This is a genomic window from Alistipes sp. HGB5 (genome assembly GCF_000183485.2).
In the GTDB taxonomy this organism is placed as follows: domain Bacteria; phylum Bacteroidota; class Bacteroidia; order Bacteroidales; family Rikenellaceae; genus Alistipes; species Alistipes finegoldii.
Window position 1 is genome coordinate 55551 of the sequence record NZ_AENZ01000010.1, and the last position, 21678, is coordinate 77228.

Here is a 21678-nt window from a genome sequence, read left to right on the forward strand (position 1 = left end):
ATGAAAATAACAAATTGCGCAGATGCCTTGCGGCGGCACCATTTCGAGGTTGAGACGGTCCGGGACACGGACGAAGCTTTCGCCGTAATAAAGGCCGCCGTCGAAACGGAGCGGCCGGAAACGGTATCGTTCGGAGATTCGATGAGCATGCGCGCCACGGGCGTCATCGAATGGCTGCGCGGCGACGGAAGGTACAGGCTGCTGGACGGATTCGACCCCGCGATGACGTACCCGCAGCGGCTCGAAATACGCAGGCAGGCGCTGATGTCGGACCTCTTCATAACGGGCGTGAACGCCGTGACGGCAGAAGGCACGCTCCACTGGCTCGACAAGGTGGGAAACCGCATCGCTCCCGTGGCGTTCGGGCCTCGCAAGGTGATTATCGTGGCGGGACGCAACAAGATCGTCGCAAACCGGGACGAGGCCGAAGAGCGCATCCGCACGATCGCAGCGCCGCAGAACATAGCGCGCCACCCCGGATTCCGCACGCCCTGCGCCAAGACCGGCGTATGTTCGGACTGCAATTCGCCCGACCGGGTATGCAACACCCGCATGGAGATGCTGCGCTGCTGGCCGGACAAGCGCGTGCTGGTGGTGCTGATCGACCAAGATTTGGGACTTTAGCGATATACGGACTATGGGAAAACTGAAAATACTGACAGCGCTGCTTCTCGCAGCCGCACTCACGGCCTGCGGCGACGATTCGGACGTCTTCTACACGACCTCCTACCCCGTCGCCCGGATCGAGATATCCGTAAGCCTGAGCGAACCGGAAAAGCCGGATCCTGAAAACCCTGATCCGGAGAATCCCGACCCCGAAAATCCCGATCCGGAAAATCCCGATCCGGAAAATCCCGATCCGGAAAATCCCGATCCGGAAAATCCCGATCCGGAGAATCCGGACGCAGGAACTTCGCAGACGGAAAAGCCGGAGAATCCGGAAGAGCCGGAGAATCCGTTGCTGGAGGAGATCCGGAACGACGCGCTGGCCAAGGCTCCCGTGCAGGCGGGCGGCAGCTACCGGCTCGACTTTACGCACCACAACGGCGGTCCGCTCGTCGTCCGGCCTGCGGCCGACGCCGAAACCGTCACGGGCACATTCATAAAAGAGCCGGACAAACCGGAGGAGCTGCACTTCACGTTCGGAGAACAGGCCTACACCTGCAAGGTTTCGGGCTATACGGACACCGACGACCTACGCAAAACGCTGTTCAGCGTCGATCTGACCGAGGAGTACAAACAGCTCTATCCCGATGCGGGCATCACGCAGGTGATCCGGAAGGAATACACGTCGCACCCCTATTAACCGACACGCGATGGCAAAAGTCAAAAAGGCATACTTCTGCAAAAACTGCGGATTCGAAGCTCCCAAATGGCTGGGCCGCTGTCCCTCGTGCGGCGAATGGAACACCTTCACCGAGGAGATCGTCGCCCGCGAAAGCGGCTCGGTGCCGGCCAATGTCGCAGGCTCCCTGCCCGCAGCCAAGCCCCAGCGCGTACGCGACATCCGCGAGAGCGAACACCGCCGCATGGACCTCGGCAACAGCGAGGTGAACCGCGTATTGGGCGGCGGCATGGTGCCGGGGTCGCTGATTCTGCTGGGCGGAGAGCCGGGAATCGGCAAATCGACCCTTTCGCTGCAGCTCGCGCTGGCGGCGAACGGACTCAAGACGCTCTATGTTTCGGGCGAGGAGTCGGCCGAGCAGATCAAGATGCGCGCGGGACGCATCGGCATCGGCAACGACGAATGTCTGATCTATCCCGAAACGCTGCTCGAAAACATCGTCAACCAGATCGGCGAACACCGGCCCGATCTGGTGGTGATCGACTCGATACAGACCATCTACACCGACCTGCTGGACTCGTCGGCGGGAAGCGTGTCGCAGATACGCGAATGCGCGGCGACGCTGCTCAAATACGCCAAATCGACCGGCACGTCGATCTTCATCATCGGCCACATCACCAAGGACGGAACCATCGCCGGACCCAAAATTCTGGAACATATCGTGGACGTGGTGCTGCAGTTCGAGGGCGACAGCAACAACATATACCGCATCCTGCGCGGCATCAAGAACCGTTTCGGCGCGACGTTCGAAATCGGGGTTTTCGAGATGCTCGACAACGGACTGCGCGGCGTGGACAACCCGTCGGAGATTCTGCTCACGCACTACGAGGAGCCGCTGAGCGGCATCGCGGTAGGCGCTTCGGCCGATGGCGTGCGCCCCTACCTGATCGAGGTGCAGGCGCTGGTGAGCGGCGCGGCGTACGGCACGCCGCAGCGTACGACCACGGGCTACGACACCAAGCGCATGAACATGCTGCTGGCCGTGCTGGAGAAGCGCGTGGGAATGAAGATGTTTCAGAAGGACGTCTTCCTGAACTTCGCCGGAGGATTCAAGGTCGCCGATCCGGGGCTGGACCTCGCGGTCGTGGCGGCGGTGATCTCCTCCTACTACGACCGTCCCGTGGCCGAGGGCGTCTGCTGCGCGGGAGAGATCGGGCTTTCGGGCGAGGTGCGCCCCGCACCCCGGACCGAACAGCGCATCAGCGAGGCGGCACGGCTGGGTTTCAAACGCATCATCGTCTCCGGCTACCTCGGCAAGGGCGGCAAACGTCCCAAAGGAATCGAAATAGTCACGATAAACAGCATCGATCAGCTGCCCCGCGCGCTCTTTGTGGAATAGATTTTGCTCTGTACTCCTGCAAAAAGGAGTAAAAGATGCAAAAGCGAATTGTCATATTGGGCGGAGTGGGATTTATCGGCACACACCTCTGTCTGCGCCTTCTGGAAGAGGGCCACGAAGTGTTTTGTGTCGATATCCGCGACGCCGTGAATTCGCCGCTGCTGCGCAGCGTATTGCAGCATCCGCTGTTCCGGTACGTCCACCACAACATCATCAATACATTCGGAATCCGCTGCGACGAGATTTACAACCTCACCTCGCCGTCGCGCGTGCGCTACAACAAGGCGCTGCCCGTCGAGACGCTCCGGATCAACATGCAGGGCGCGATAAACGCCCTCGACACGGCGCGCATGGAGCATGCGCGGATATTGTTCGCCTCGTCGGGCTGCGTATACGGCGCGGGATACCGCGATCCGGCGACCGATCCGGCGGCGGGATATTCGGGGCAGTACATTCTGAGCGAAGGCAAGCGCGCGGCGGAAGCCCTGCACCGGGCCTATCAGGAGGAGCTGGGCGTGGACGCACGCATCGCACGCATCTTCAACACATACGGAAGCGGGGCCGACATCATGGACCAGCGCGTGGTGATGAAGATGATCGTAGCGGCGCTGCAGAACCGCGACATCCCGGTCAACGGCAGCGGCGAACAGATGCGCACCTTCTGCTGGGTCGAGGACATGGTGGACGGACTTGTACGGATGATGGAAGCCACGCCTTCGGAGCAGACCCGCACCTTGGATCTGGGCAGCAACCACGAAATCTCGATACGCGCGCTGGCCGAAAAGATCATCTCCCTGACGGGAAGCCGCTCGCGGATCGTACACCGGGCGGCACGTCCGGACGATGCGCGGCGGAGGATACCCGACATTTCGGCCGCACGGCGCGAACTGGACTGGACGCCCCGCACGCCGCTGGCCGAGGGGCTGCGCCGCACGATCAGCTATGCAGAAAAAGAGTTGACAGACAAGGTCTACACGGAGCTTACATGGGCGGAAATGAACTAAACACGACAAATATGACAGCAACGGATTTTGACAAGATTATCTGGCGGGACGCACTGACGTTCGTGGATTTCTTCGCAACATGGTGCGGGCCGTGCCAGATGATGCACCCCGTCATAGACCGGTTTCAGGAGAAGATGAACGGCCGCGTGGATGTCTACAAGGTGGACATAGACGACCGGGACATGCTCGAAATCGTACACCGCTACAACATCATGTCGGTACCGACGCTGATGTTTTTCCGCCGCGGCGAGGTGCTGTGGCGCGAAAGCGGCCGCATCGGCTACGACCATCTGGCGAACGTACTCAGGGAATTGGAACAGCGCGAGCAGGTAGGTCAGCGCTGACAGGCGGAAGCTATGCTTCCAAACGCCAAGTAAGCTCCTCGTGGACGTAGTCTTCGGCAGGGAGCTTACCCAGAGAACCGGCTGCGCGGAGTACCGCCTGCCGGTTCTCCTCGTTCAGGCCGCCGACGGCAGACAGCAGCGCGACGGCCCCCTGCGCGATCAGGCGGGCGGCCGAAGATGCGGAAAGCGGAGCGGCGGCAGGCTTGGAGAGGGATTCGGCGGCGCATACGGCGGCGCGGCGGACCGCTTCGACGGCGGGCGCGATCCATGCCGCCGTAAGAAGATCGCTGCGGGCGGCGGACTGCAACGCGGCGTATCGAAGTAGCGGATTCGGGTCGGCGATCCATGCGTCGAACAAGGCCGGAAGCGCTGCGGAGCGGCTCAGGAAAGCGAAAGCGGCTTCTTCGGCGACTTCGGAATTGACGATCCCGGCTGCCCATGCCGGAAATTCATCGGGCGTAAGCGATTCGGGCCGGGCGATATGCAGCGCCGCAAGGCGCAGTTCGCGGACCTCCTGCAAATAAAGATAACGGGAGAAATCGTGGTCGGGAGTCTCGGCGCGTGCGAGTTTGCGCAGCGTCGGCAGGCTCACGCCGTAGTTGAGACCGTACGGCGCACCGTAACAGCGCATCGCATCGGCGACGGCGCCGTTCCGCTCGCGGCGCAGCTCGCCGAGCAGCGCCACCATACGCGACGTGAAGTCCATGGACGGGATTATTTGCGGCGGGGAAGCGCCACGTTGATCGTACGGCCGAACTCGAAGAGGGGCAGCACCGCACGGGCATATTCGCGGCCGCCGGCGATGACCGTGCAGACCGAAGGATCGGCCACGCGGCATGCGACGACGTTGGTCTCCTTGGCCGAAGCTTCGAGCGCATTGGAGGTGTTGCCCGAAGGTTCGATCTGCAACAGCACCATGTCGCCCGAAAGATCGCTCTCAGGGAGCAGACCTGCGGCAGGGCTGAAGCGGCAGACGATATACTGCTTCTTGTCGGCCTGAGGATAAACCACATAGCGGCGCGTTTCGGTGGTCACGATGCGCTTGCCGAGAAACAGTTCCAGATAGTTCTGCTCCAGACGCTCGATCTCCGCGAGGGCGGATTTGAGTCCTTCGCCAAAGACGTTTTCACCGGCTTCGCCCGTAATCAGTTCGAGACGGTGCTTGCGGAGCGAAAAGATCGTATTGGCGGCTTCGCGGGCGGCGTCTTCCAGCGCCAGCACCGTCATGTCGTTCTTGTCGGCCTGCAGGCGGGCGAATTCATCTTCGGCAGCGGCGTAGGTCATAATACGGCGCGAAGGCTCGGCCGGGGCGGGTGCGTCGAGGCATGCCTTGGCATCGAGCAGAGCCACGGCGGCTCCGGTAACGGCCCAGCCGGTCTTGTCGGTGAGCGGAGCGCGGACACCGAGGAATTTCTGCGCATAACGGGCGTAAGGACCGCTGAGGGTCACGTCCTTCTCGACGGTGACGTCCACGGCCAGCACCGTGCGGGGCTGGGAGACGACGATGCCGTCGGCGGTTTCGTTCGCGCCCTGCAGGGCGATGTATGGATTTTGCGCCGCCGCGCCGCCGCATACGGCGAGGGCGAGGGCGAGAAGTCTGAGTTTCATGGTCTCGAAGTTTTTATTCACTGATACAAATGTAATTTATTTTGCCGTGCTATCAAAATTTCAGGTAAAAATCACGGGTTAAGGCCCGGTATTCGGGGGTGTACTGCTCGTGTTCGCCCGTGCCGACGACCAGTTCGGAGCAGACAGGAGGAGAATCGGAGCGCAGGCCGGAGCAGGCGTTTTCGTGCACAAATTCCATCAGCAGGCGTTTGACCGGACGGCGTGGCGTGGTGCGTACGCCCGTAGAGCGGGTCTGCGCGAGGAATCCGCGGCAGATGTCGACAAAACGCCGGGCTTCGTCCGTCGGCAGAATCACGGCGAAGCGGCCCTCGGCGGCGAGCAGGCGCACGACCGCGTCGCGCAATTGGTCGAAAGGCAGGCGCACGGCGTGACGCGCCGTGGTGCGGCCCTCGTCGGGGCAGGTCAGCGAATCGACGAAGAAGGGCGGATTGGAGACGATCAGGTCGAAGTGTTCGTCCGGCGCGAATTCCTGCACGGGACACTGTTCGAACACTACCCTGCCGCCCCACGGCGACGCGGCGGCGTTTTCGCGGGCCTGAGAGACCTCCTCCACATCGACGCCCGTAATCCGGGCTTCGGGAGCGCGCTGGGCCATCATCAGGGCGATCAGCCCGGTGCCTGTACCGACGTCGAGGATGCGGCGGTCCGAAGGCCGCACGCCGGCCCATGCGCCGAGCAGCACGCCGTCGGTTCCGACCTTCATCGGGCAGCGGTCCTGACGTATGGTGAATCGTTTGAAGCGGAACATCGTCAACACTCTTTCAGATAACCGTCGATGCCGGCGCCGAAAAGCGAGAAATCGTAGCGCACGGGATCGGCGGGATCGAATCCGCGAAGCGCCGCCGTGACCTCCTCCACGGCCCGCCAGTCGTTCTGGCGGCGTGAGAGCAGCCCCAGCGCGCGGGCCATGTCGCCCGTATGGAGGTCGAGCGGAATGTAAAGGGCCGACATCGGAATCCGCGTCCACTGGCCGAAGTCCACGCCCCGCTCGTCGCGGCGCACCATCCAGCGCAGAAACATGCAAAGCCGCTTGCAGGCCGCGCCCCTGTCGATCGACGAGAGGTGTTTCTCGCAGCGGAGCGCATGGTCGCAGCTGAAAAATTCGCGGCGGAATTCGGAAAGGACCGCCGGAATACTCTGCGCAGCCGCATAGCGCTCCTCGAAAAAGGCGCCGAGGCCGCCGAAGCGTCGGTCCATGCGGCGCAGGGCCAGCACGAAATCGCGCAGGTCGCGGCCGTTGAAGGTGCGGTGGACATAGGTTTCGAGCGTCGCCAGCTCCCGGTCGGAAGCATTGCGCACGAAGTCCGCCGGAGCGTCGTCCATGCAGCGCATCATGCGGTGGCCGCTCGTGACGATCGCCCTGCGGTTGCCCCATGCGATCGTGGCGGCGAGGAACCCCGCGATCTCGCGGTCGGCGCGGTCCGTATAGCGGTGCGGCACCGAAATCGGGTCGTCCTCGATAAACTCAGGGCGGTTGTATTTGTCGTGGAGCCGTTCGAGCAGCTCTTTGAGTTCGTCGTCCATAAAACGCGGCATTACAGAATCCGGCCGTCCGACATGGTGATCTTCCGGTCGGCCATCGCCGCCAGATGCTCGTCGTGGGTGACGATCACGACGGTCTGCCCCAGCCGGTCGCGCAGCTCGAAGAAAAGGCGGTGTATCTCGTCGCGGTTGTGCGAATCGAGGTTGCCCGAAGGTTCGTCCGCCAGCAGTACGGCGGGCGAATTGACAAGCGCGCGGGCAATAGCCACGCGCTGCTGCTCGCCGCCCGACAGCTGGCCGGGTTTATGGCCGCGGCGCGGCGTGAGGTTCATCATCTCCAGCAGTTCGGCGGCGCGGCGTTCGACCTCCGCACGCGGACGGCGGCCGATAAACCCCGGAATGCAGACGTTCTCGAAAGCCGTGAATTCGGGCAGCAGGTGGTGGAACTGGAAGACGAAGCCGATACGTTCGTTGCGGAAGCGGGACAGCGCCTTGTCGCCCAGCGAAAAGGCGTCCTGTCCGTCGATCTCGACACGGCCCGCGTCGGGGCACGAAAGCGTGCCGACGATTTGCAGCAGCGTGGTCTTGCCCGCGCCGCTGGCGCCGACGATCGAGACGACTTCGCCTTCGGCGACGTCGAGCGAGACGCCCTTGAGCACTTCGAGGTCGCCGAAACGCTTGTGTATGTCGGTAACTTTTATCATGCGGTTGCGATGGTTATTTGCGGTTCCGTTCGTATGCGTCGAAGAGCCTGACCGTATCGACGGCCTCCTGCACATCGTGCACGCGCAGGATCGCGGCCCCCTGACGCAGGCACTCCCAGCCGAGGGCGACGGTGCCCGCGAGCGATTCGGCGGGCGTGGCGTCGAGGACGCGGTAGATCATCGACTTGCGCGAAAGGCCCGCCAGTACGGGGTACCCCAGTGCGCAGAGACAGTGCAGGCCCGCAAGCAGCTCGTAATTCTGTTCGGTGGTCTTGGCGAAGCCGAAGCCGGGGTCGAGGATAATGTTCTCGCGTTTGATCCCGGCGGCGAGCAGGTCGGCGGTCTTCGTTTCGAAATAGGCCGTGACCTCGGCCGTGATGTCGCGTTTGTAGTCGGTGAGGGTCTGCATGGTCCGGGGATCGCCCTTCATGTGCATGGCGACGTAGGGCACGCCGTAGCGCGCGGCCGTGGCGGGCATCTGCGGGTCGAGTTCCCCGGCGGAGATGTCGTTGATGATGAGCGGACCGAATTTTTCGATCGCACGGGCGGCGACTTCGCTGCGGAAGGTATCGACCGAAATCAGGACGCCGGGCGCCAGACGCCGCACGGCCCCGATGCCCAGCTCCACGCGCCGCCACTCCTCGTCGGCGGGAACTTCGTCGGCGCCGGGGCGCGACGAATAGCCCCCCACGTCGATGATCGAGGCGCCTTCGGCGGCGGCCTCCTTCACGCGGCGTTCGACATGCGTCGCGTCGGGCATGCGGCTGCCGGCGAAGAACGAGTCGGGGGTGACGTTCAGGATCGCCATCACCTGCGGCCGGGAGAGGTCGAGATCAATGTCGTGCTGCTTCATGGCTGAATATGCGGTCGAGTTTGACAACGGCGGGTTCGAGGTCCTCCTCGAAGATATTGACGATCGCGTAGTCGGCACGGCCGCTCAGCGTATCGTCGTCCAGCTGGGCGGCGATGCGGCGGCCTACCTCATCGGGACCGCAGTCGTCGCGGCGGCAGGTGCGCTCGATGCGCAGTTCGCGCGGCGCGAGGACCGCGACGGTCTTGTCGACGCACGTTTCGAGACCGGCTTCGAACAGGATCGCGCTTTCGAGAATCACGTAAGGCCCCTCCTGCCGGGCGGCCCACGCATCGAAATCCGCCATCACGACGGGATGCACCAGCGCATTGAGGTCGGCGAGCGCCTGCGGGTCGCTGAAGACAACGCCTGCGAGGCGGCTCCGGTCGAGCTGTCCGTCGCGGAAGGTGTCGGCTCCGAAACGTTCGGTGAGCCGCATACGCAGCGTGTCGTCCTGCTGCATGAGTCGTTTGGCCGCGGCGTCGGAATCGTAAACCGCAATGCCCTTTTGTGCAAAAAGGCGGCATACAGTGCTCTTGCCGCTGCCGATGCCGCCCGTTACTCCGATTTTCATCATGGTTTCTCTTCGGGATAATCCAGTTCGGGAACAGCGCCGATGGAGACCACCTTGATGTCGCTGTAGCGTACCGAAATGGCGCTCTGCAACGACTGGGGGTCGATCACCACCTTGCCCTCGTGCCCCTCCTCGCGCGAACGCTTGTATTTGAGTTCCGAGAGCGGGATGCGCAGCGTCTTGTTCATGTAGACCCGGTAGCCGAACAGGTTGGTGCCGACGCCCTCGACGACGCACGTCACCTCGAACGGCTCCCCGTCCACACTCACACGCACGACCTGCTCGGTGGTATAGGTATAGCTCAGTTTGGCGATATACCACAAAATGAACGACGCGACGAGCAGCGCAAGAAAGACCGGCGAGACGTAGCGGTGCATCCATTTCAGCAAATTATCCAATGTGCGTTGAAGTTCCATGATGCAAAGGTAAAAATAAAATGGACTGCAACAAACCGTGCAGTCCATTTTATTCGAATAGATATAAGGTGTATTACGCCTCCTTGTCGAGTTTGGCGCGTTTGACCATCAGATCATAGGCGATCGGGGTGGCGATGAAGATCGTCGCGACGGTACCCACGATAACGCCGACGGTCAGCGCGAAGATGAAGCCGCGGATGGTCTCGCCGCCGAAGAAGAAGATCGCCAGCAGCGTCACGAGCGTCGTGCCCGAAGTGTTGATCGTACGCGACAGAGTCGAGTTGATGGCGTTGTTCACGTTCTCCTTGAGGTTGCGCTTGGGATACATGCCCAGATATTCGCGGATACGGTCGAAGACCACCACGGTATCGTTGATGGCGTAACCGATGATCGTAAGGATCGCGGCAATGAAGGCCTGATTGACTTCGAGGTTGAAGGGCACGAAGCCGTAGAGCATCGAGAAGAGACCGATGATGAACAGGGCGTTGACCGCAAGGGCAATCGTGGCGCCCGAAGCCCACTGCCAGCGCTTGAAGCGGAAGGTGATGTAGAGACCGATGGCGATGAGCGAGAACAACACCGAGTAGATGGCGTTCCACGTCATGTCCTTGGCGATCGAGGGACCGATCTTGTCGGCCGTCAGGATACCGTTGACGTCGGTCTGGGTATTGCGGAACTGCTCGAACGAAATGTCGTAGGAGTAGAGCGACTTCATGGCGTCGTAGATGATCTGCTCGACTTCGGCCGTAGCTTCGTCCGACGTATCGTCGTAACGGTACTGCGTCACGATGCGCATCTGGTTCTCGTTGCCGTACTGCTTGACCTCGAAGCTGATCGCCGAAGCGTCGGCGTCGGCGTGCTGCGCGAAGACCTGACCCAGATTCTGACGAACCTCTTCGGCCGAAACGGGCTTGTCGAAGCGGATGACGTAGGCACGGCCGCCGGTGAACTCGGCGCCGAGGTTCAGACCGCGGGCGACGAACGAGATGCACGACAGCGCGAGCAGGGCGACCGCGACGGTGTAGGCGACCTTGCGGACGCGGATGAAGTCGAAATGCGTATTGGTCAGGAAGTTCTCGGACCACTTGCGCGAGAAGGAGATATTGCCCCACTTGGCGACGATCCACTCGATCAAGAGGCGGGTGATGAACACGGCGCTGAAGAACGAGGTGATGATACCGATGATGAGGGTCGTGGCGAAGCCCTGCACGGGACCGTTGCCGAAGATGAAGAGGACGATACCGGTGATGATGGTCGTCAGGTTACCGTCGATGATGGCCGAGTAGGCTTTCGAGAAACCGTCCTTGATAGCCAGCGAAAGGCCCTTGCCGCCGCGAAGCTCCTCCTTGATACGTTCGTAGATGATGACGTTGGCATCGACGGCCATACCCATCGTCAGCACGATACCGGCGATACCCGGCAGGGTCAGCACGGCGCCGAACGACACCAGAACGCCCATCAGCAGGAAGACGTTGGTAAGCAGGGCGATGTCGGACATCCAGCCTGCGGTCTTGTAGAACAGACCCATGTAGAGCAGGACGAGGATGAAGGCGATCAGGAACGAGAGCATACCCGCATTGATCGACTCCTGTCCCAGCGAGGGACCTACGACGGTGTCCTGAATGATTTTGGCGGGCGCGGGAACCTTACCCGAATTGAGCACGTTGGCGAGGTCCTTGGCTTCCTGAATGGTGAAGTCGCCCGAAATTTCGGAAGAACCCTTGTCGATCTTGGTGTTCACGCGGGGAGCCGAGTAGACGTAGCCGTCGAGAACGATGGCGATGCACTTGCCGATGTTCTCGCCCGTCAGACGCGCCCACTCCTGCGTGCCTTCGCCGTTCATCGACATCGAAACCACGGCGTTGGCGCCGCGCTGGGCGTACTGCTCGCGGGCTTCGGTCACGACGCTGCCGTCAAGCGGAGCCTTACCGTCGGGCGTCGAGATGCGGATCGCATAGAGGTAGAAGCGGCCGTCGATCTTGTCGTCGCCCTTGACGCCCCACTTGAAGGCGATGTCGGCGGGGAAGAGTTCGCGGACCGCAGGATTGGCCAGATATTCGTTTACGGCAGCCATGTCAGCCTTGTAGGCCGCACCGATGGCGGCGCCGCCCGCAAAACCGGGATCGAGAACCGCGAAGAGCGGGTTCTTCGCACGGTCGTAACGGTCGGTGTGCTCGGCTTCGGCAACAGCCGTGGTGTCGGAGCCGATCTCGGCGAGAAGGCCCTCGGCTTCGCCTGCGGGAGTCCCGGCGGCGGCAGCGGCCTCGACGGAAGCGACTTCGGGCTGTCCTGCGGCGGGAGCTTCGCTCAGCTCGGCCTTGATGAACTTATCGGCGGCGGCCAGTGCGGGAAGCACCTCGCGGGCGTCGTAAGTGAGCCAGAATTCGAGCGAGGCGGTACCCTGCAGCAGGTCGCGCACACGCTGCGGCTCCTTCACGCCCGGCAGCTCGACGAGGATGCGGTGCGAATTGGGCAGGCGCATGATGTTGGGCTGCGTGACGCCGAAGTGGTCGATACGGCTGCGGAGCACGTTGAACGACGCGGCGATGGCGGCGTCGGTCTCACGCTTGAGGATCTTCTCGACGTCGGCGTCGGAGCTTTCGAGCGTGATGTCCTTACGGTCGGGGCTGACGAAAACCGCCGCCAGCGAACCGCCGTTGGAGAGACGCTGGTAAGCCTTCACGAAGTCGGAGATATAGTCTTTCGAGGTGCCCTCCTTCAGCGCGGCGTTCGCCTCGGCGATGGCTTCGACGAATGCGGGGTCGTTCTGGCTGTCGCCGGCAAGCGCCTTGATGACGTCCTCGACCTGCACTTCCAGCATGACGTTCATACCGCCCTTGAGGTCCAGACCGAGGTTCAGCTCCTTCTCCTTGCACTCCTTGTAGGTGAATTTCTTGAATCCGAGGTTATAGACCCCGACATTCTGGACCGAATCGAGGTAATGCTGCTCCGCCTCGGACTGCTGTCCGACGGGGAACTGCGCGGCGTACTCGGCCGCTTTTTTCTCTACACTCCGCGTTTTGAACGTGAAGGAGAGCTGGTAAATACACGCAAGAGCCAAAAGGACCGCGAGTAATTTAATAGCACCTTTACTTTGCATTTGAGTTGAAAAATTTTGTTATTATTTGTTGTAATTATTGTCATTACGCATAATAGCACGCAAAGATAGGAAAAAAGAATTGAAAATCGGAAATTAAGAATTAAGATTTGCGCCCGGACGGCAAAAAATCTGTATTTTTGGGACCGTATGATAAAATATACCGAATACAAGTACCATGCAGCGGCGCTGTTCACCGTGGCGGTATGGGGCGCGACGTTCGTATCGACGAAGGTGCTGATCGCCCATTCGCTGACGCCTGCGGAGATATTCCTGCTGCGTTTCGCCTTAGCCTACGTCTGCATCTGGCCCCTGTCGAAAGGCCGCCTGCGGGCCGACGGATGGCGCGACGAAGCGCTGCTGGCCGCGGCCGGGGTGACGGGCGGATCGCTCTATTTCCTGACCGAAAACATGGCGCTGGAATACGCCCCGGCGTCGAACGTGTCGCTGATCGTCTGCACGGCGCCGGTATGGACCGCGCTGCTGCTGAGCCTCGTATACCGCGGCGAGCGGATGACGCGGCGGCAGATCGGGGGATCGGCGCTGGCGTTCGCGGGCATGGTGCTGGTGGTTCTCAACGGCCGTTTCGTGCTGCACCTCTCGCCCAAAGGCGATCTGCTGGCCCTGTCCGCGGCGCTGCTGTGGATGGTCTATTCGCTGGCGGTCAAACGCATCGGAGGCCGCTACCCCGCCGTTTTCATCACCCGCAAGGTCTTCTTCTACGGACTGCTGACGATCCTTCCGGTATTCGCCTTCCAGCCCTTCTCGGTCGGCGCGGAGGTACTGGCGCGTCCCGCGGTGTGGGGCAACCTGCTGTTTCTGGGCGTCGTCGCGTCGATGCTCTGCTACATCCTGTGGAACGCCGCGATGCACCGGCTCGGAGCCGTAAGAACCACGAACTACATCTATTTCAACCCATTGGTCACGATCGTCACGGCCGCGCTCTGCATCGGCGAACGGATCACCGCGGCGGCTCTCGCCGGAGCGGCGCTGATCCTCTACGGCATGTGGCGGGCGGAACGGCGGCCCGCATCGGGCAATAAAATCCCGCGGCCCGACGTTCCGTGATAAACCCGCAAAGTCAGCATGCTGAAATTCCTACTCGTCTGCGCCGCATTCGCGGCCCTGCCGATACAGGCGCAAACACTCTCCGGACGCATCGTCGGAGCGGACGCCCGACCGGTCCCCTACGCCAACATAGGACTCAAGAACCGCCCCGCGGGAACCGTATCCGGACGGGACGGCTCGTTTACGCTCCGCATTCCCGACCTAAGCGTCCGGGACACGCTGCGCATATCCTGCATCGGGTATGCCGCACGGGAGATTCCGGCCGCCGGACACGACGCACGGCCGCTGGAGATACGGCTGCAGGAGCAGCCCCAGACACCGCTGAGCCCCGTGATAACCCATATTCCCCGCAAACGCTACACCTTCGGCCGCAGCATCGGCAGCAAAACCGTTTCAGCGCGGCGTTCCGCGCCGGGCAGGAAGGCGGCGAGATGGGCGTGAAATGCAAGCTCGGAGAGCTCCGGGGTGAGTTGCAGCGGGTGCGGCTCAATCTGGCGGGATGCAAGGGCGTGGACACGCTCCACATGCGCATAAACGTCTACGCCATGCGGGGCGACCGTATCCGCAAAAACCTGCTCGCGGAACCGGTCTATTTCTCGGTTCCGGCGTCGGAGGCCGACAAGACGACGACCGTAGACCTGCGGCCCTACGAGATATTCGTAAGAGGCGACTTCCTGATCTCGGTCGAGAACCTGACACACATGCCGGCGGGGGCGAAATACTGGATTCGCGCCCGGCTGCTCGCGCGCACCTACACCCGCGACACGAGTCAGGCGCCGTGGAAGATGCGCAAGGCCGGGGTCGGGCTGAGCGTCGACGTGCTGGTGGAGCCGGAATAGAAAACCCCGCCACCGTCTCCGTTCCTGCGGCGGAGCGTCCGGCCCTTCGTTCCGGTCATCCGACGGCGGCGGCATTGTGCGGATTGCAAATTATTTGCTAAATTTGTCCGTATCACCAAACCCGACCGTCACCATGACCCGACTCTTCACCTCCTTCTGCGCCTTCGTGATCGCCACGGGCGCCTTCGCACAGGCCGGCTACCGCCCGGCCCCGGAAAACCTCCTGTCACGCAGCCAATTCGCCGACTGCCGGTTCGGCATATTCCTCCACTGGGGGCTTTACGCCATGCTCGCGCAGGGCGAATGGGCGATGACCAACCACAACCTCAACTACCGGGAGTACGAAAAGCTCGCGGGAGGATTCTATCCCTCGAAATTCGACGCGGACGCATGGGCCGAGGCTTTCCGCCAAGCGGGAGCGCGCTACGTCTGCTTCACGACGCGCCATCACGACGGATTCTCGATGTTCCGCACGGCGCAGACGCCCTACAACATCGTCGATGCCACGCCTTTCGCCCGCGACGCGGTGAAGGAGTTGGCCGACGCGTGTCACCGCCGCGGACTGCGCGTCCACTTCTACTACTCGCTGATCGACTGGTGGCGCGAAGACGCCCCGCGCGGCCGGACGGGACTCGGCACGGGCCGCCCGGCCGAAAAGGAGGACGCCGACGCCTATTTCGACTTCATGAAGGCGCAGCTCACCGAACTGCTGACACAATACGGCAACGTGGGCGCCATCTGGTTCGACGGCATCTGGGATCAGGACGAGAATCCCGGATTCGACTGGCGGCTGGGCGAACTCTACGGACTGATACACAAATTGCAGCCCGGATGCCTGATCATCAACAACCACCATCTCGCACCGTTCGAAGGCGAAGACGCGCAGGCGTTCGAACGCGACCTGCCGGGAGAGAACACGGCCGGATATTCGGGGCAGGAGATCAGCCGCCTGCCGCTCGAAACATGCCAGACGATGAACGGCATGTGGGGATACAAGATCACCGACCAAAATTACAAATCGGCGCAGACGCTCGTGCGCTATCTCGCAGGGGCCGCAGGACGCGGCGCGAACCTGCTGCTCAACATCGGTCCCCAGCCCGACGGCGCGCTGCCCGCGGCGGCTCTCGAACGGCTTGACAGCATGGGACGCTGGCTGCGCGCGAACGGCGAAACCATCTACGGCACGCAGGCAGGACCCGTAAGCCCGCGCAGCTGGGGCGTGACCACGCGCCGCGGCGACAAAATCTACGTACACATTCTCGACTGGCCCGACGAAGAGCTGTTCGTGCCCGTCAGAGACGAACGCATCCGGCGGGCGGTACGCTTCGCCGACAAACGCGCGGTCGCCTTCTCGCAGGACAAGGCGGGCGTGACGCTGCGCTTGGGCGAAAAACCTGCGGGAGCGGACTGCATCGTGGAACTGACAGTCGGACAATAGCAAAAAAAGATGCGGTCCGGAAATCCGGACCGCATCTCGAAAAATATATGTGAGCCTTACGGCTGAAGTGTTCGGAACACTTCGGAATTACTTCACCTCCTCGAACTCGACGTCCTCAGGCTGCGAGCTGTCACCGTTCGACGCATTGCCGGCGTTAGCCTGCGACTGCTGGCCGGCATCGGCTCCGGGCTGGGCGCCCTGCGCCTGCTGCTGGGCGTAGATGTCCTGCGAAGCGGCCTGCCATGCGGCATTCAGTTCGGCGATAGCCGTGTCGATAGCCGCGACGTCGGCGTTCTTGTGAGCCTCCTTCAGCTTGGCCAAAGCCCCCTCGATCGCCGATTTCTTGTCGGCAGGAAGTTTGTCGCCGTACTCCTTGAGCTGTTTCTCGGTCGCAAAGATGTTCGAGTCGGCGGCGTTGATCTTGTCGATACGCTCCTTCTCCTCCTTGTCCTTCGCTTCGTTGGCCTTCGCCTCGTCGCGCATGCGCTGGATCTCCTGCTCGGTAAGGCCCGAAGAGGCCTCGATGCGGATCTTCTGCTCCTTGCCCGTGCCCTTGTCCTTGGCCGATACGTTCAGGATGCCGTTGGCGTCGATGTCGAACGTCACCTCGATCTGCGGCACGCCGCGCGGTGCGGCGGGAATGCCGTCCAAGTGGAAGCGGCCGATCGACTTGTTGTCGCGGGCCAGCGGACGCTCGCCCTGACAAACGTTGATCTCGACCGAAGGCTGGTTGTCGGCAGCCGTCGAGAAGACCTCCGACTTGCGGGTCGGGATGGTGGTGTTGGCGTCGATGAGCTTGGTCATCACGCCGCCCAGCGTCTCGATACCCAGCGACAGCGGCGTAACGTCGAGCAGCAGCACGTCCTTGACCTCGCCCGTGAGCACACCGCCCTGAATTGCGGCGCCGATGGCCACCACTTCGTCGGGGTTCACGCTCTTGTTGGGCGTCCTGCCGAAGAACTCCTCCACGATCTTCTGGATCGCGGGAATACGGGTCGAACCGCCCACGAGGATCACCTCGTTGATCTGCGAGGCGTCGAGACCCGCGTCGCGCAGCGCCAGTTTGCAGGGTTCGATGGTCTTGCGGATCAGGTGATCGCAGAGCTGCTCGAACTTGGCACGCGTGAGCGACATCACGAGGTGCTGCGGAATGCCGTTTACGGGCATGATATACGGGAGGTTGATCTCCGTCGTCGTCGAGGACGAGAGCTCGATCTTCGCCTTCTCGGCGGCCTCCTTCAGACGCTGGAGGGCCATCGGGTCCTGACGCAGGTCGATCTGGTGCTCGGCCTTGAACGCCTCGGCCATATAGTCGATCAGCACGTGGTCGAAGTCGTCGCCGCCGAGGTGCGTATCGCCGTTGGTGGACTTCACCTCGAAGACGCCGTCGCCAAGTTCGAGGATCGAAATATCGAACGTACCGCCGCCGAGGTCGTACACGGCGATCTTCATGTCGCTGTCCTTCTTGTCCATGCCGTAAGCCAGTGCGGCAGCGGTCGGCTCGTTGATGATACGGCGCACCTTCAGACCTGCGATTTCGCCCGCCTCCTTGGTGGCCTGACGCTGCGAGTCGGAGAAGTAGGCAGGAACCGTGATGACGGCTTCCGAAACCTCCTGTCCGAGGTAATCCTCGGCAGTCTTCTTCATCTTCTGAAGGATGATCGCCGAAATCTCCTGCGGCGTGTACTGACGTCCGTCGATATCGACGCGGGGCGTATTGTTGTCGCCCTTGACGATTTCATACGGAGCGCGTGCGATGTCGGAGGCCACCTGATCGTAACGCTCGCCCATGAAACGCTTGATCGAGAAGACCGTGCGTTTGGGGTTGGTGATAGCCTGACGCTTGGCGGGGTCGCCCACCTTGCGCTCGCCGTCCGCCGTGAAAGCCACTACCGACGGAGTCGTGCGGTGTCCTTCGGAGTTGGGAATAACTACAGGCTCGCTGCCTTCCATCACTGCCACGCAGGAGTTAGTAGTTCCTAAGTCGATACCAATAATCTTTGCCATAATCGTATATGAGTTTAATTGTTTATATTTTTTCCGTTTTCTTTCCGTGCCGCCGGAGTTCTTCCGCCCTGCGGGTCCGGAGCGCCGGTCACGCCCTGAATTTGAACAAAGGTTGTACCAAACGGCAATCTCTGCCAAATTGTCAGCAGAATGGCAGACCGGGCCGGGAATATCGCCCCGGAAAGCAGGATGCAAGGTGTTATTTTGTCAGAAACGGCGCGGCGACCAAGCTGCGGAAGGCGGAGGCTTTTTCGAGGAAAGGCAGACCGACGGAACCGCTGCGGAACGACACGGCAAGCAGCTCCCGCAGACACGCAGGCCGGGATTCCGCGGATACAAAAGCCGTGGTCCGGACCGAACGGCAGCGGAAAGAGAAGCGGCGCAACGGCGGGCGATAAACAACCCGCGGCAAGGAATAGACAATGGACGACGACCAACAAACGGCGGGCGATGAACGATGGGCGGCGCAAAGGGCGATGCAAAGGGCGATGCAACGAAGACAGACAGGACTGCAGAGTCAGGCGGCAAAAAAACAGGCCTGCGCAACCGCAGGCCCGACGACACGGCCCGAAGGCCGGCATACAATATTTATTTCTGCTCGCCCAGAATACGCATCGCAACGTCGAGAATCGTCGTATCGTCCAGCGTAACCACGCCTCCGTCCGGCCCCGGCTCGAAGTGGACACCCACGCATTCTTTCGCCTCGTGCTTGCCTCCGAAATAGTTGCGGACGGTGTCTACATCAATTCCTAACTCATCTGCAATGCGCTGCGAGCTGCCGCTGGGCAGTCTGTCCTTGATACGGCGCAACTCGTTAAATGTGATAATCATATCCGTTGAATTTTAAGTTGAAGTTCTGCATCACTAAGTTAATACATTTTTGGTGAACTGCAAAATTTCTGCCTTAAAAATGTGTAATAAAAACGAAACGGGGAGATAATAAAAAAGAAACCGCACTTTCCGTCGGGAAAGTGCGGTTTCAGTTTTCGTATCCGGCGCCGGATTACTCCTTCGGCTCGATGTAAAGCTGGAAAATAAGCGGCGTGAACGAGGGAATCTCGGTGCTGATGGTCGTGACCGTAGTTCCCGTGCTGGAGCTGTTGTAGTCGCTGCCGTACATGTCGCCGTAATAACCGCCGTAGTAGCCGCCGTAACCGCCGTAATAGTTATTGTAGTAACCGCCGTAATAGCCGCCGCTGCCGTAATAGCTGTTGGCGTAATTCAGGTAGTTCAGGTAATCGTAATAGCTCGACGAATAACCGCTCGTGCCCGACGTGGAGGAGCTGGTCGATCCGGTCTTGCCCGACGAGCCATAGGCGTTGGTCGAAGTGGTGATCAGCTCGGCCCACTGGCCGTACTTGAGGTTGGGAATCGTGTAGTAGAAGGCTTCGATCATCTTTCTTTCCGACGGCTTATAGGAGAGCGCCGAACCGGCGGATTTGACCTCGCCGTAAATGATCTTCTTCACCTCGTCGATATTCGTATCGAAGATAAAGCCGTCGAGGAAACGCCCGATATACCAGATTTTGGCTGTACCTTCGAGCGTCACCGAATCGGCATCGAGCTTCACGACGCCTTCGTATTTATCGTCGTCGTCAGGATAGAAACGCTTTTTCAGCGCTTCGGCGATCTTCTCATCGATCGTTTTTACGGACTCTTCGGTCACATAGGGTTCGTATCCCGAGTGGTACGGAGCCGGATAATCCAGCCGGTCTGCGGCCTGCGTCGGATCATAGCGCACGTTCACATAGAGCTGCGGAATGGTATCGCAGGCGCTGACCCAGCGTTTGTCGGTCACATAGGCGTGGTTCGGGTCTTCGGGATCGGTCGGACGAACGACGGTTTGCGTCTTTTCGTCGGCTTCCTTGCCGTAGACCAGCCGGCCGCCGTTGCCGTCGCTGAATTCGTCCACGTTTTTACCCTCGCGTTCGAGGGGGTTGCTGACCGTATCGCGGATCTCCATCGTGACAATGAACGGACGGTTGGCGCTCAGCGTATATTTGCTCGGAGAACCCTGCCCTTCATAGCCTCCCGTACCCTCGACGCCGTTGCCGACGACGGTAGAGGGCATGTAAAGCTGTATCTTGGAGCCGATGCGGAGCTGCAGCTCGGTAGAGGTGAGACGGCGCTCGGGATCGTTTTTATACTTGTCGAAATACTCCTGGTCGAGTTTCAGCGTGTTGCGCATGGCCAGCCACGTGCCCTCCATCAGTCCCGTATTTTCGGTGCCGCAATAGCGGTAAAACGGCACATAATGGGTATACTTGGAAAAAGCGCCCGTCAGCTTGGCGTCGGATGCACTGCGTGTGAGGATAATATTGCCGGCCAGATCGCGCCCCGTGAAGTCGAACGACACCCAGATCGGCTCCTTGTTGAGCGGATCTTTATCCGGCTCCCCGGCATCGAGTACGTCGATATAATAACCGCCGTCGGGCTGGTAGTTCTTCACCAGATCGGGACGGTGCTGGGTCATCCACGCTTCGAGCGCCTGATTCTCGAACTGAACGTACGATTCGTCTTCGTCTTTCGCACAGGATGTCAGCGCCAGAAGGCCGGCAACCGGCACGCATAAAAAACGGGTAATAAATTTCATATTTTCGGTTTGTATTTTACTCGACACTGTTTACCGTAAAAAAATAAGCGACGGGACTCTCCTTCGGGATCGTACTGAAGTTGATGTCGCCGTAAGCCATATTGTAGGTCATGTAGGATTCGACATAGTCGCCCTCACGACAACCAAGTAACGCATCGTAAAGCCCTTTTATTATGCCGGAACCGCGCATATCTATCTCCAGCGGTTCGGACGACCACGCGCCCGGCGTCAGACCGGGACCGTTTTCGGGATCTTCCATCGCCGCGATCAGCACCGGATCGTTCGAATAATAGGGCATCGTAAGGTTGGTGGAGGACGTCGCGGGCGTCACGATATTGGCAAAGGTGAAGACGTAGGCGCTGAAAGTGACGGTCACCTTCGAGGTGCGCGTCACCTCGGTCCAGTTCACGCGGTCGGGGTTGTTGATCCCCGCGATGTAGCGGTAGACCGCGTTGCCCGAAGTGGTGAAGTAAGGCTCGTCGCTCCCCTCCTCCAGCTCCTCATAGGCCACGAGCTTGGGCGAATGGGTGCCGGTCAGGTAGGAGACGATCTTCGTCTTCTGCGTGGGCAGGATGTCCTCCTCGTCGGAGCATCCGGCCAGCAGCACCAGCGCCGCGAATATGGATATGAAAACTCTGCTCATCGTCGTATAATCGTGCAAATTTACAAAAACAATCCGATTTTACAGCATGAAACGCAAAAAAAGCCCCGGTTAGCATGCCGGGGCAAAAAAAAGACGGCCGAAGCCGTCGATTATGCTACCGATAATAGTCTTTCCGGGGATTTTTGAGACGTTGAATTCGCCGTTGCTTCAGATATATGACGCCTACACCGATCAGGAAGGCAAAGGCGAACACCCCTAGCAGGATACCGATAAAGCCAAGAGGGATTTGTTCTTCCATAAATCAATAATATCAAGTAACGGGTGCGAAGGTATAGCAAATATCTT

The 21678-nt window shown here is 60.8% G+C and carries 23 protein-coding genes; 9 read left to right on the top strand and 14 right to left on the bottom strand.

Annotated features, from left to right (window positions below; genetic code table 11):
* The 5 genes from HMPREF9720_RS02385 to HMPREF9720_RS02405 are packed head-to-tail and all read left to right on the top strand — an operon-like array spanning position 1 to position 4032.
* Positions 1–624 carry a lactate utilization protein gene (locus tag HMPREF9720_RS02385; RefSeq protein ID WP_009596599.1) on the top strand — a complete coding sequence of 208 codons (624 nt, stop codon included), beginning with the start codon at positions 1–3 and terminating at the stop codon, positions 622–624.
* A gap of 13 nt (positions 625–637) precedes the next feature.
* The gene (locus tag HMPREF9720_RS02390) at positions 638–1306 is read left to right on the top strand and encodes a hypothetical protein (RefSeq protein ID WP_009596620.1); all 669 of its coding nucleotides are present in this window, start codon (positions 638–640) and stop codon (positions 1304–1306) included.
* 10 nt (positions 1307–1316) lie between these two features.
* Positions 1317–2684 (top strand): DNA repair protein RadA, encoded by a 1368-nt coding sequence (gene radA / locus HMPREF9720_RS02395; RefSeq protein WP_009596568.1) that lies wholly within the window; start codon positions 1317–1319, stop codon positions 2682–2684.
* Positions 2685–2719: 35 nt separating this feature from the next.
* Positions 2720–3688, top strand: a complete 969-nt coding sequence (locus tag HMPREF9720_RS02400) for an NAD-dependent epimerase/dehydratase family protein (RefSeq protein WP_009596588.1) — start codon at positions 2720–2722, stop codon at positions 3686–3688.
* An 11-nt stretch (positions 3689–3699) separates the two neighbouring features.
* On the top strand, positions 3700–4032 hold the full coding sequence (locus HMPREF9720_RS02405; protein WP_009596611.1) for a thioredoxin family protein: 333 nt from the start codon (positions 3700–3702) through the stop codon (positions 4030–4032).
* Positions 4033–4042: 10 nt separating this feature from the next.
* Here the strand turns inward: HMPREF9720_RS02405 and HMPREF9720_RS02410 are convergent, their stop codons facing one another.
* The 9 genes from HMPREF9720_RS02410 to secDF all read right to left on the bottom strand — a co-directional run bounded on the left by HMPREF9720_RS02410 (position 4043) and on the right by secDF (position 12787).
* On the bottom strand, positions 4043–4738 hold the full coding sequence (locus HMPREF9720_RS02410; RefSeq protein ID WP_009596541.1) for a DNA alkylation repair protein: 696 nt from the start codon (positions 4736–4738) through the stop codon (positions 4043–4045).
* Between the two features lie 8 nt (positions 4739–4746).
* On the bottom strand, positions 4747–5640 hold the full coding sequence (locus tag HMPREF9720_RS02415; RefSeq protein ID WP_009596607.1) for a DUF4831 family protein: 894 nt from the start codon (positions 5638–5640) through the stop codon (positions 4747–4749).
* Positions 5641–5692: 52 nt separating this feature from the next.
* A complete protein-coding gene (locus tag HMPREF9720_RS02420) occupies positions 5693–6409 on the bottom strand; it encodes a tRNA1(Val) (adenine(37)-N6)-methyltransferase (protein ID WP_009596548.1) in 717 nt (238 codons plus the stop codon).
* Positions 6410–6411: 2 nt separating this feature from the next.
* Positions 6412–7197: a TIGR02757 family protein gene (locus HMPREF9720_RS02425; protein WP_039939634.1), complete on the bottom strand. Its 786-nt coding sequence runs from the start codon at positions 7195–7197 to the stop codon at positions 6412–6414.
* Positions 7197–7847, bottom strand: coding sequence for an ABC transporter ATP-binding protein (locus HMPREF9720_RS02430; RefSeq protein ID WP_009596589.1), 651 nt, complete (start codon positions 7845–7847; stop codon positions 7197–7199). The genes HMPREF9720_RS02425 and HMPREF9720_RS02430 overlap by 1 nt, the downstream gene beginning before the upstream one ends.
* 13 nt (positions 7848–7860) lie before the next feature.
* Positions 7861–8700 (bottom strand): dihydropteroate synthase, encoded by an 840-nt coding sequence (gene folP / locus HMPREF9720_RS02435; RefSeq protein WP_009596557.1) that lies wholly within the window; start codon positions 8698–8700, stop codon positions 7861–7863.
* Positions 8681–9271, bottom strand: coding sequence for a dephospho-CoA kinase (gene coaE / locus HMPREF9720_RS02440; RefSeq protein ID WP_014776277.1), 591 nt, complete (start codon positions 9269–9271; stop codon positions 8681–8683). Before coaE ends, folP begins: the two co-directional genes overlap by 20 nt.
* Positions 9271–9687: a hypothetical protein gene (locus HMPREF9720_RS02445; protein WP_175282385.1), complete on the bottom strand. Its 417-nt coding sequence runs from the start codon at positions 9685–9687 to the stop codon at positions 9271–9273. The genes coaE and HMPREF9720_RS02445 overlap by 1 nt, the downstream gene beginning before the upstream one ends.
* 73 nt (positions 9688–9760) lie before the next feature.
* Positions 9761–12787: a protein translocase subunit SecDF gene (secDF, locus tag HMPREF9720_RS02450; RefSeq protein ID WP_009596598.1), complete on the bottom strand. Its 3027-nt coding sequence runs from the start codon at positions 12785–12787 to the stop codon at positions 9761–9763.
* A gap of 147 nt (positions 12788–12934) precedes the next feature.
* Here secDF and HMPREF9720_RS02455 point away from each other — a divergent pair, with 147 nt between their 5' ends.
* The 4 genes from HMPREF9720_RS02455 (at position 12935) to HMPREF9720_RS02470 (ending at position 16129) form a co-directional block, all read left to right on the top strand.
* Positions 12935–13852, top strand: coding sequence for a DMT family transporter (locus HMPREF9720_RS02455; protein WP_009596566.1), 918 nt, complete (start codon positions 12935–12937; stop codon positions 13850–13852).
* Between the two features lie 18 nt (positions 13853–13870).
* Entirely contained in the window at positions 13871–14293 is a 423-nt protein-coding gene (locus HMPREF9720_RS02460) for a carboxypeptidase-like regulatory domain-containing protein (protein ID WP_009596608.1), read from the top strand.
* Positions 14284–14691 carry a hypothetical protein gene (locus HMPREF9720_RS02465; RefSeq protein ID WP_009596615.1) on the top strand — a complete coding sequence of 136 codons (408 nt, stop codon included), beginning with the start codon at positions 14284–14286 and terminating at the stop codon, positions 14689–14691. Before HMPREF9720_RS02460 ends, HMPREF9720_RS02465 begins: the two co-directional genes overlap by 10 nt.
* Before the next feature lie 133 nt (positions 14692–14824).
* The gene (locus tag HMPREF9720_RS02470) at positions 14825–16129 is read left to right on the top strand and encodes an alpha-L-fucosidase (protein WP_009596583.1); all 1305 of its coding nucleotides are present in this window, start codon (positions 14825–14827) and stop codon (positions 16127–16129) included.
* A gap of 87 nt (positions 16130–16216) precedes the next feature.
* Here HMPREF9720_RS02470 and dnaK read toward each other — a convergent pair whose 3' ends face one another.
* From dnaK to HMPREF9720_RS15575, 5 genes are all read right to left on the bottom strand, one after another.
* Positions 16217–18136, bottom strand: a complete 1920-nt coding sequence (dnaK, locus tag HMPREF9720_RS02475) for a molecular chaperone DnaK (RefSeq protein WP_039939637.1) — start codon at positions 18134–18136, stop codon at positions 16217–16219.
* 588 nt (positions 18137–18724) lie between these two features.
* Positions 18725–18967, bottom strand: coding sequence for a hypothetical protein (locus HMPREF9720_RS02485; RefSeq protein ID WP_009596558.1), 243 nt, complete (start codon positions 18965–18967; stop codon positions 18725–18727).
* A gap of 172 nt (positions 18968–19139) precedes the next feature.
* Positions 19140–20729, bottom strand: coding sequence for an FKBP-type peptidyl-prolyl cis-trans isomerase (locus HMPREF9720_RS02490; RefSeq protein WP_009596610.1), 1590 nt, complete (start codon positions 20727–20729; stop codon positions 19140–19142).
* Between the two features lie 16 nt (positions 20730–20745).
* Entirely contained in the window at positions 20746–21372 is a 627-nt protein-coding gene (locus HMPREF9720_RS02495) for an FKBP-type peptidyl-prolyl cis-trans isomerase (protein ID WP_009596613.1), read from the bottom strand.
* A 115-nt stretch (positions 21373–21487) separates the two neighbouring features.
* A complete protein-coding gene (locus HMPREF9720_RS15575; protein ID WP_009596561.1) occupies positions 21488–21631 on the bottom strand; it encodes a hypothetical protein in 144 nt (47 codons plus the stop codon).
* Positions 21632–21678: the final 47 nt, after the last annotated feature.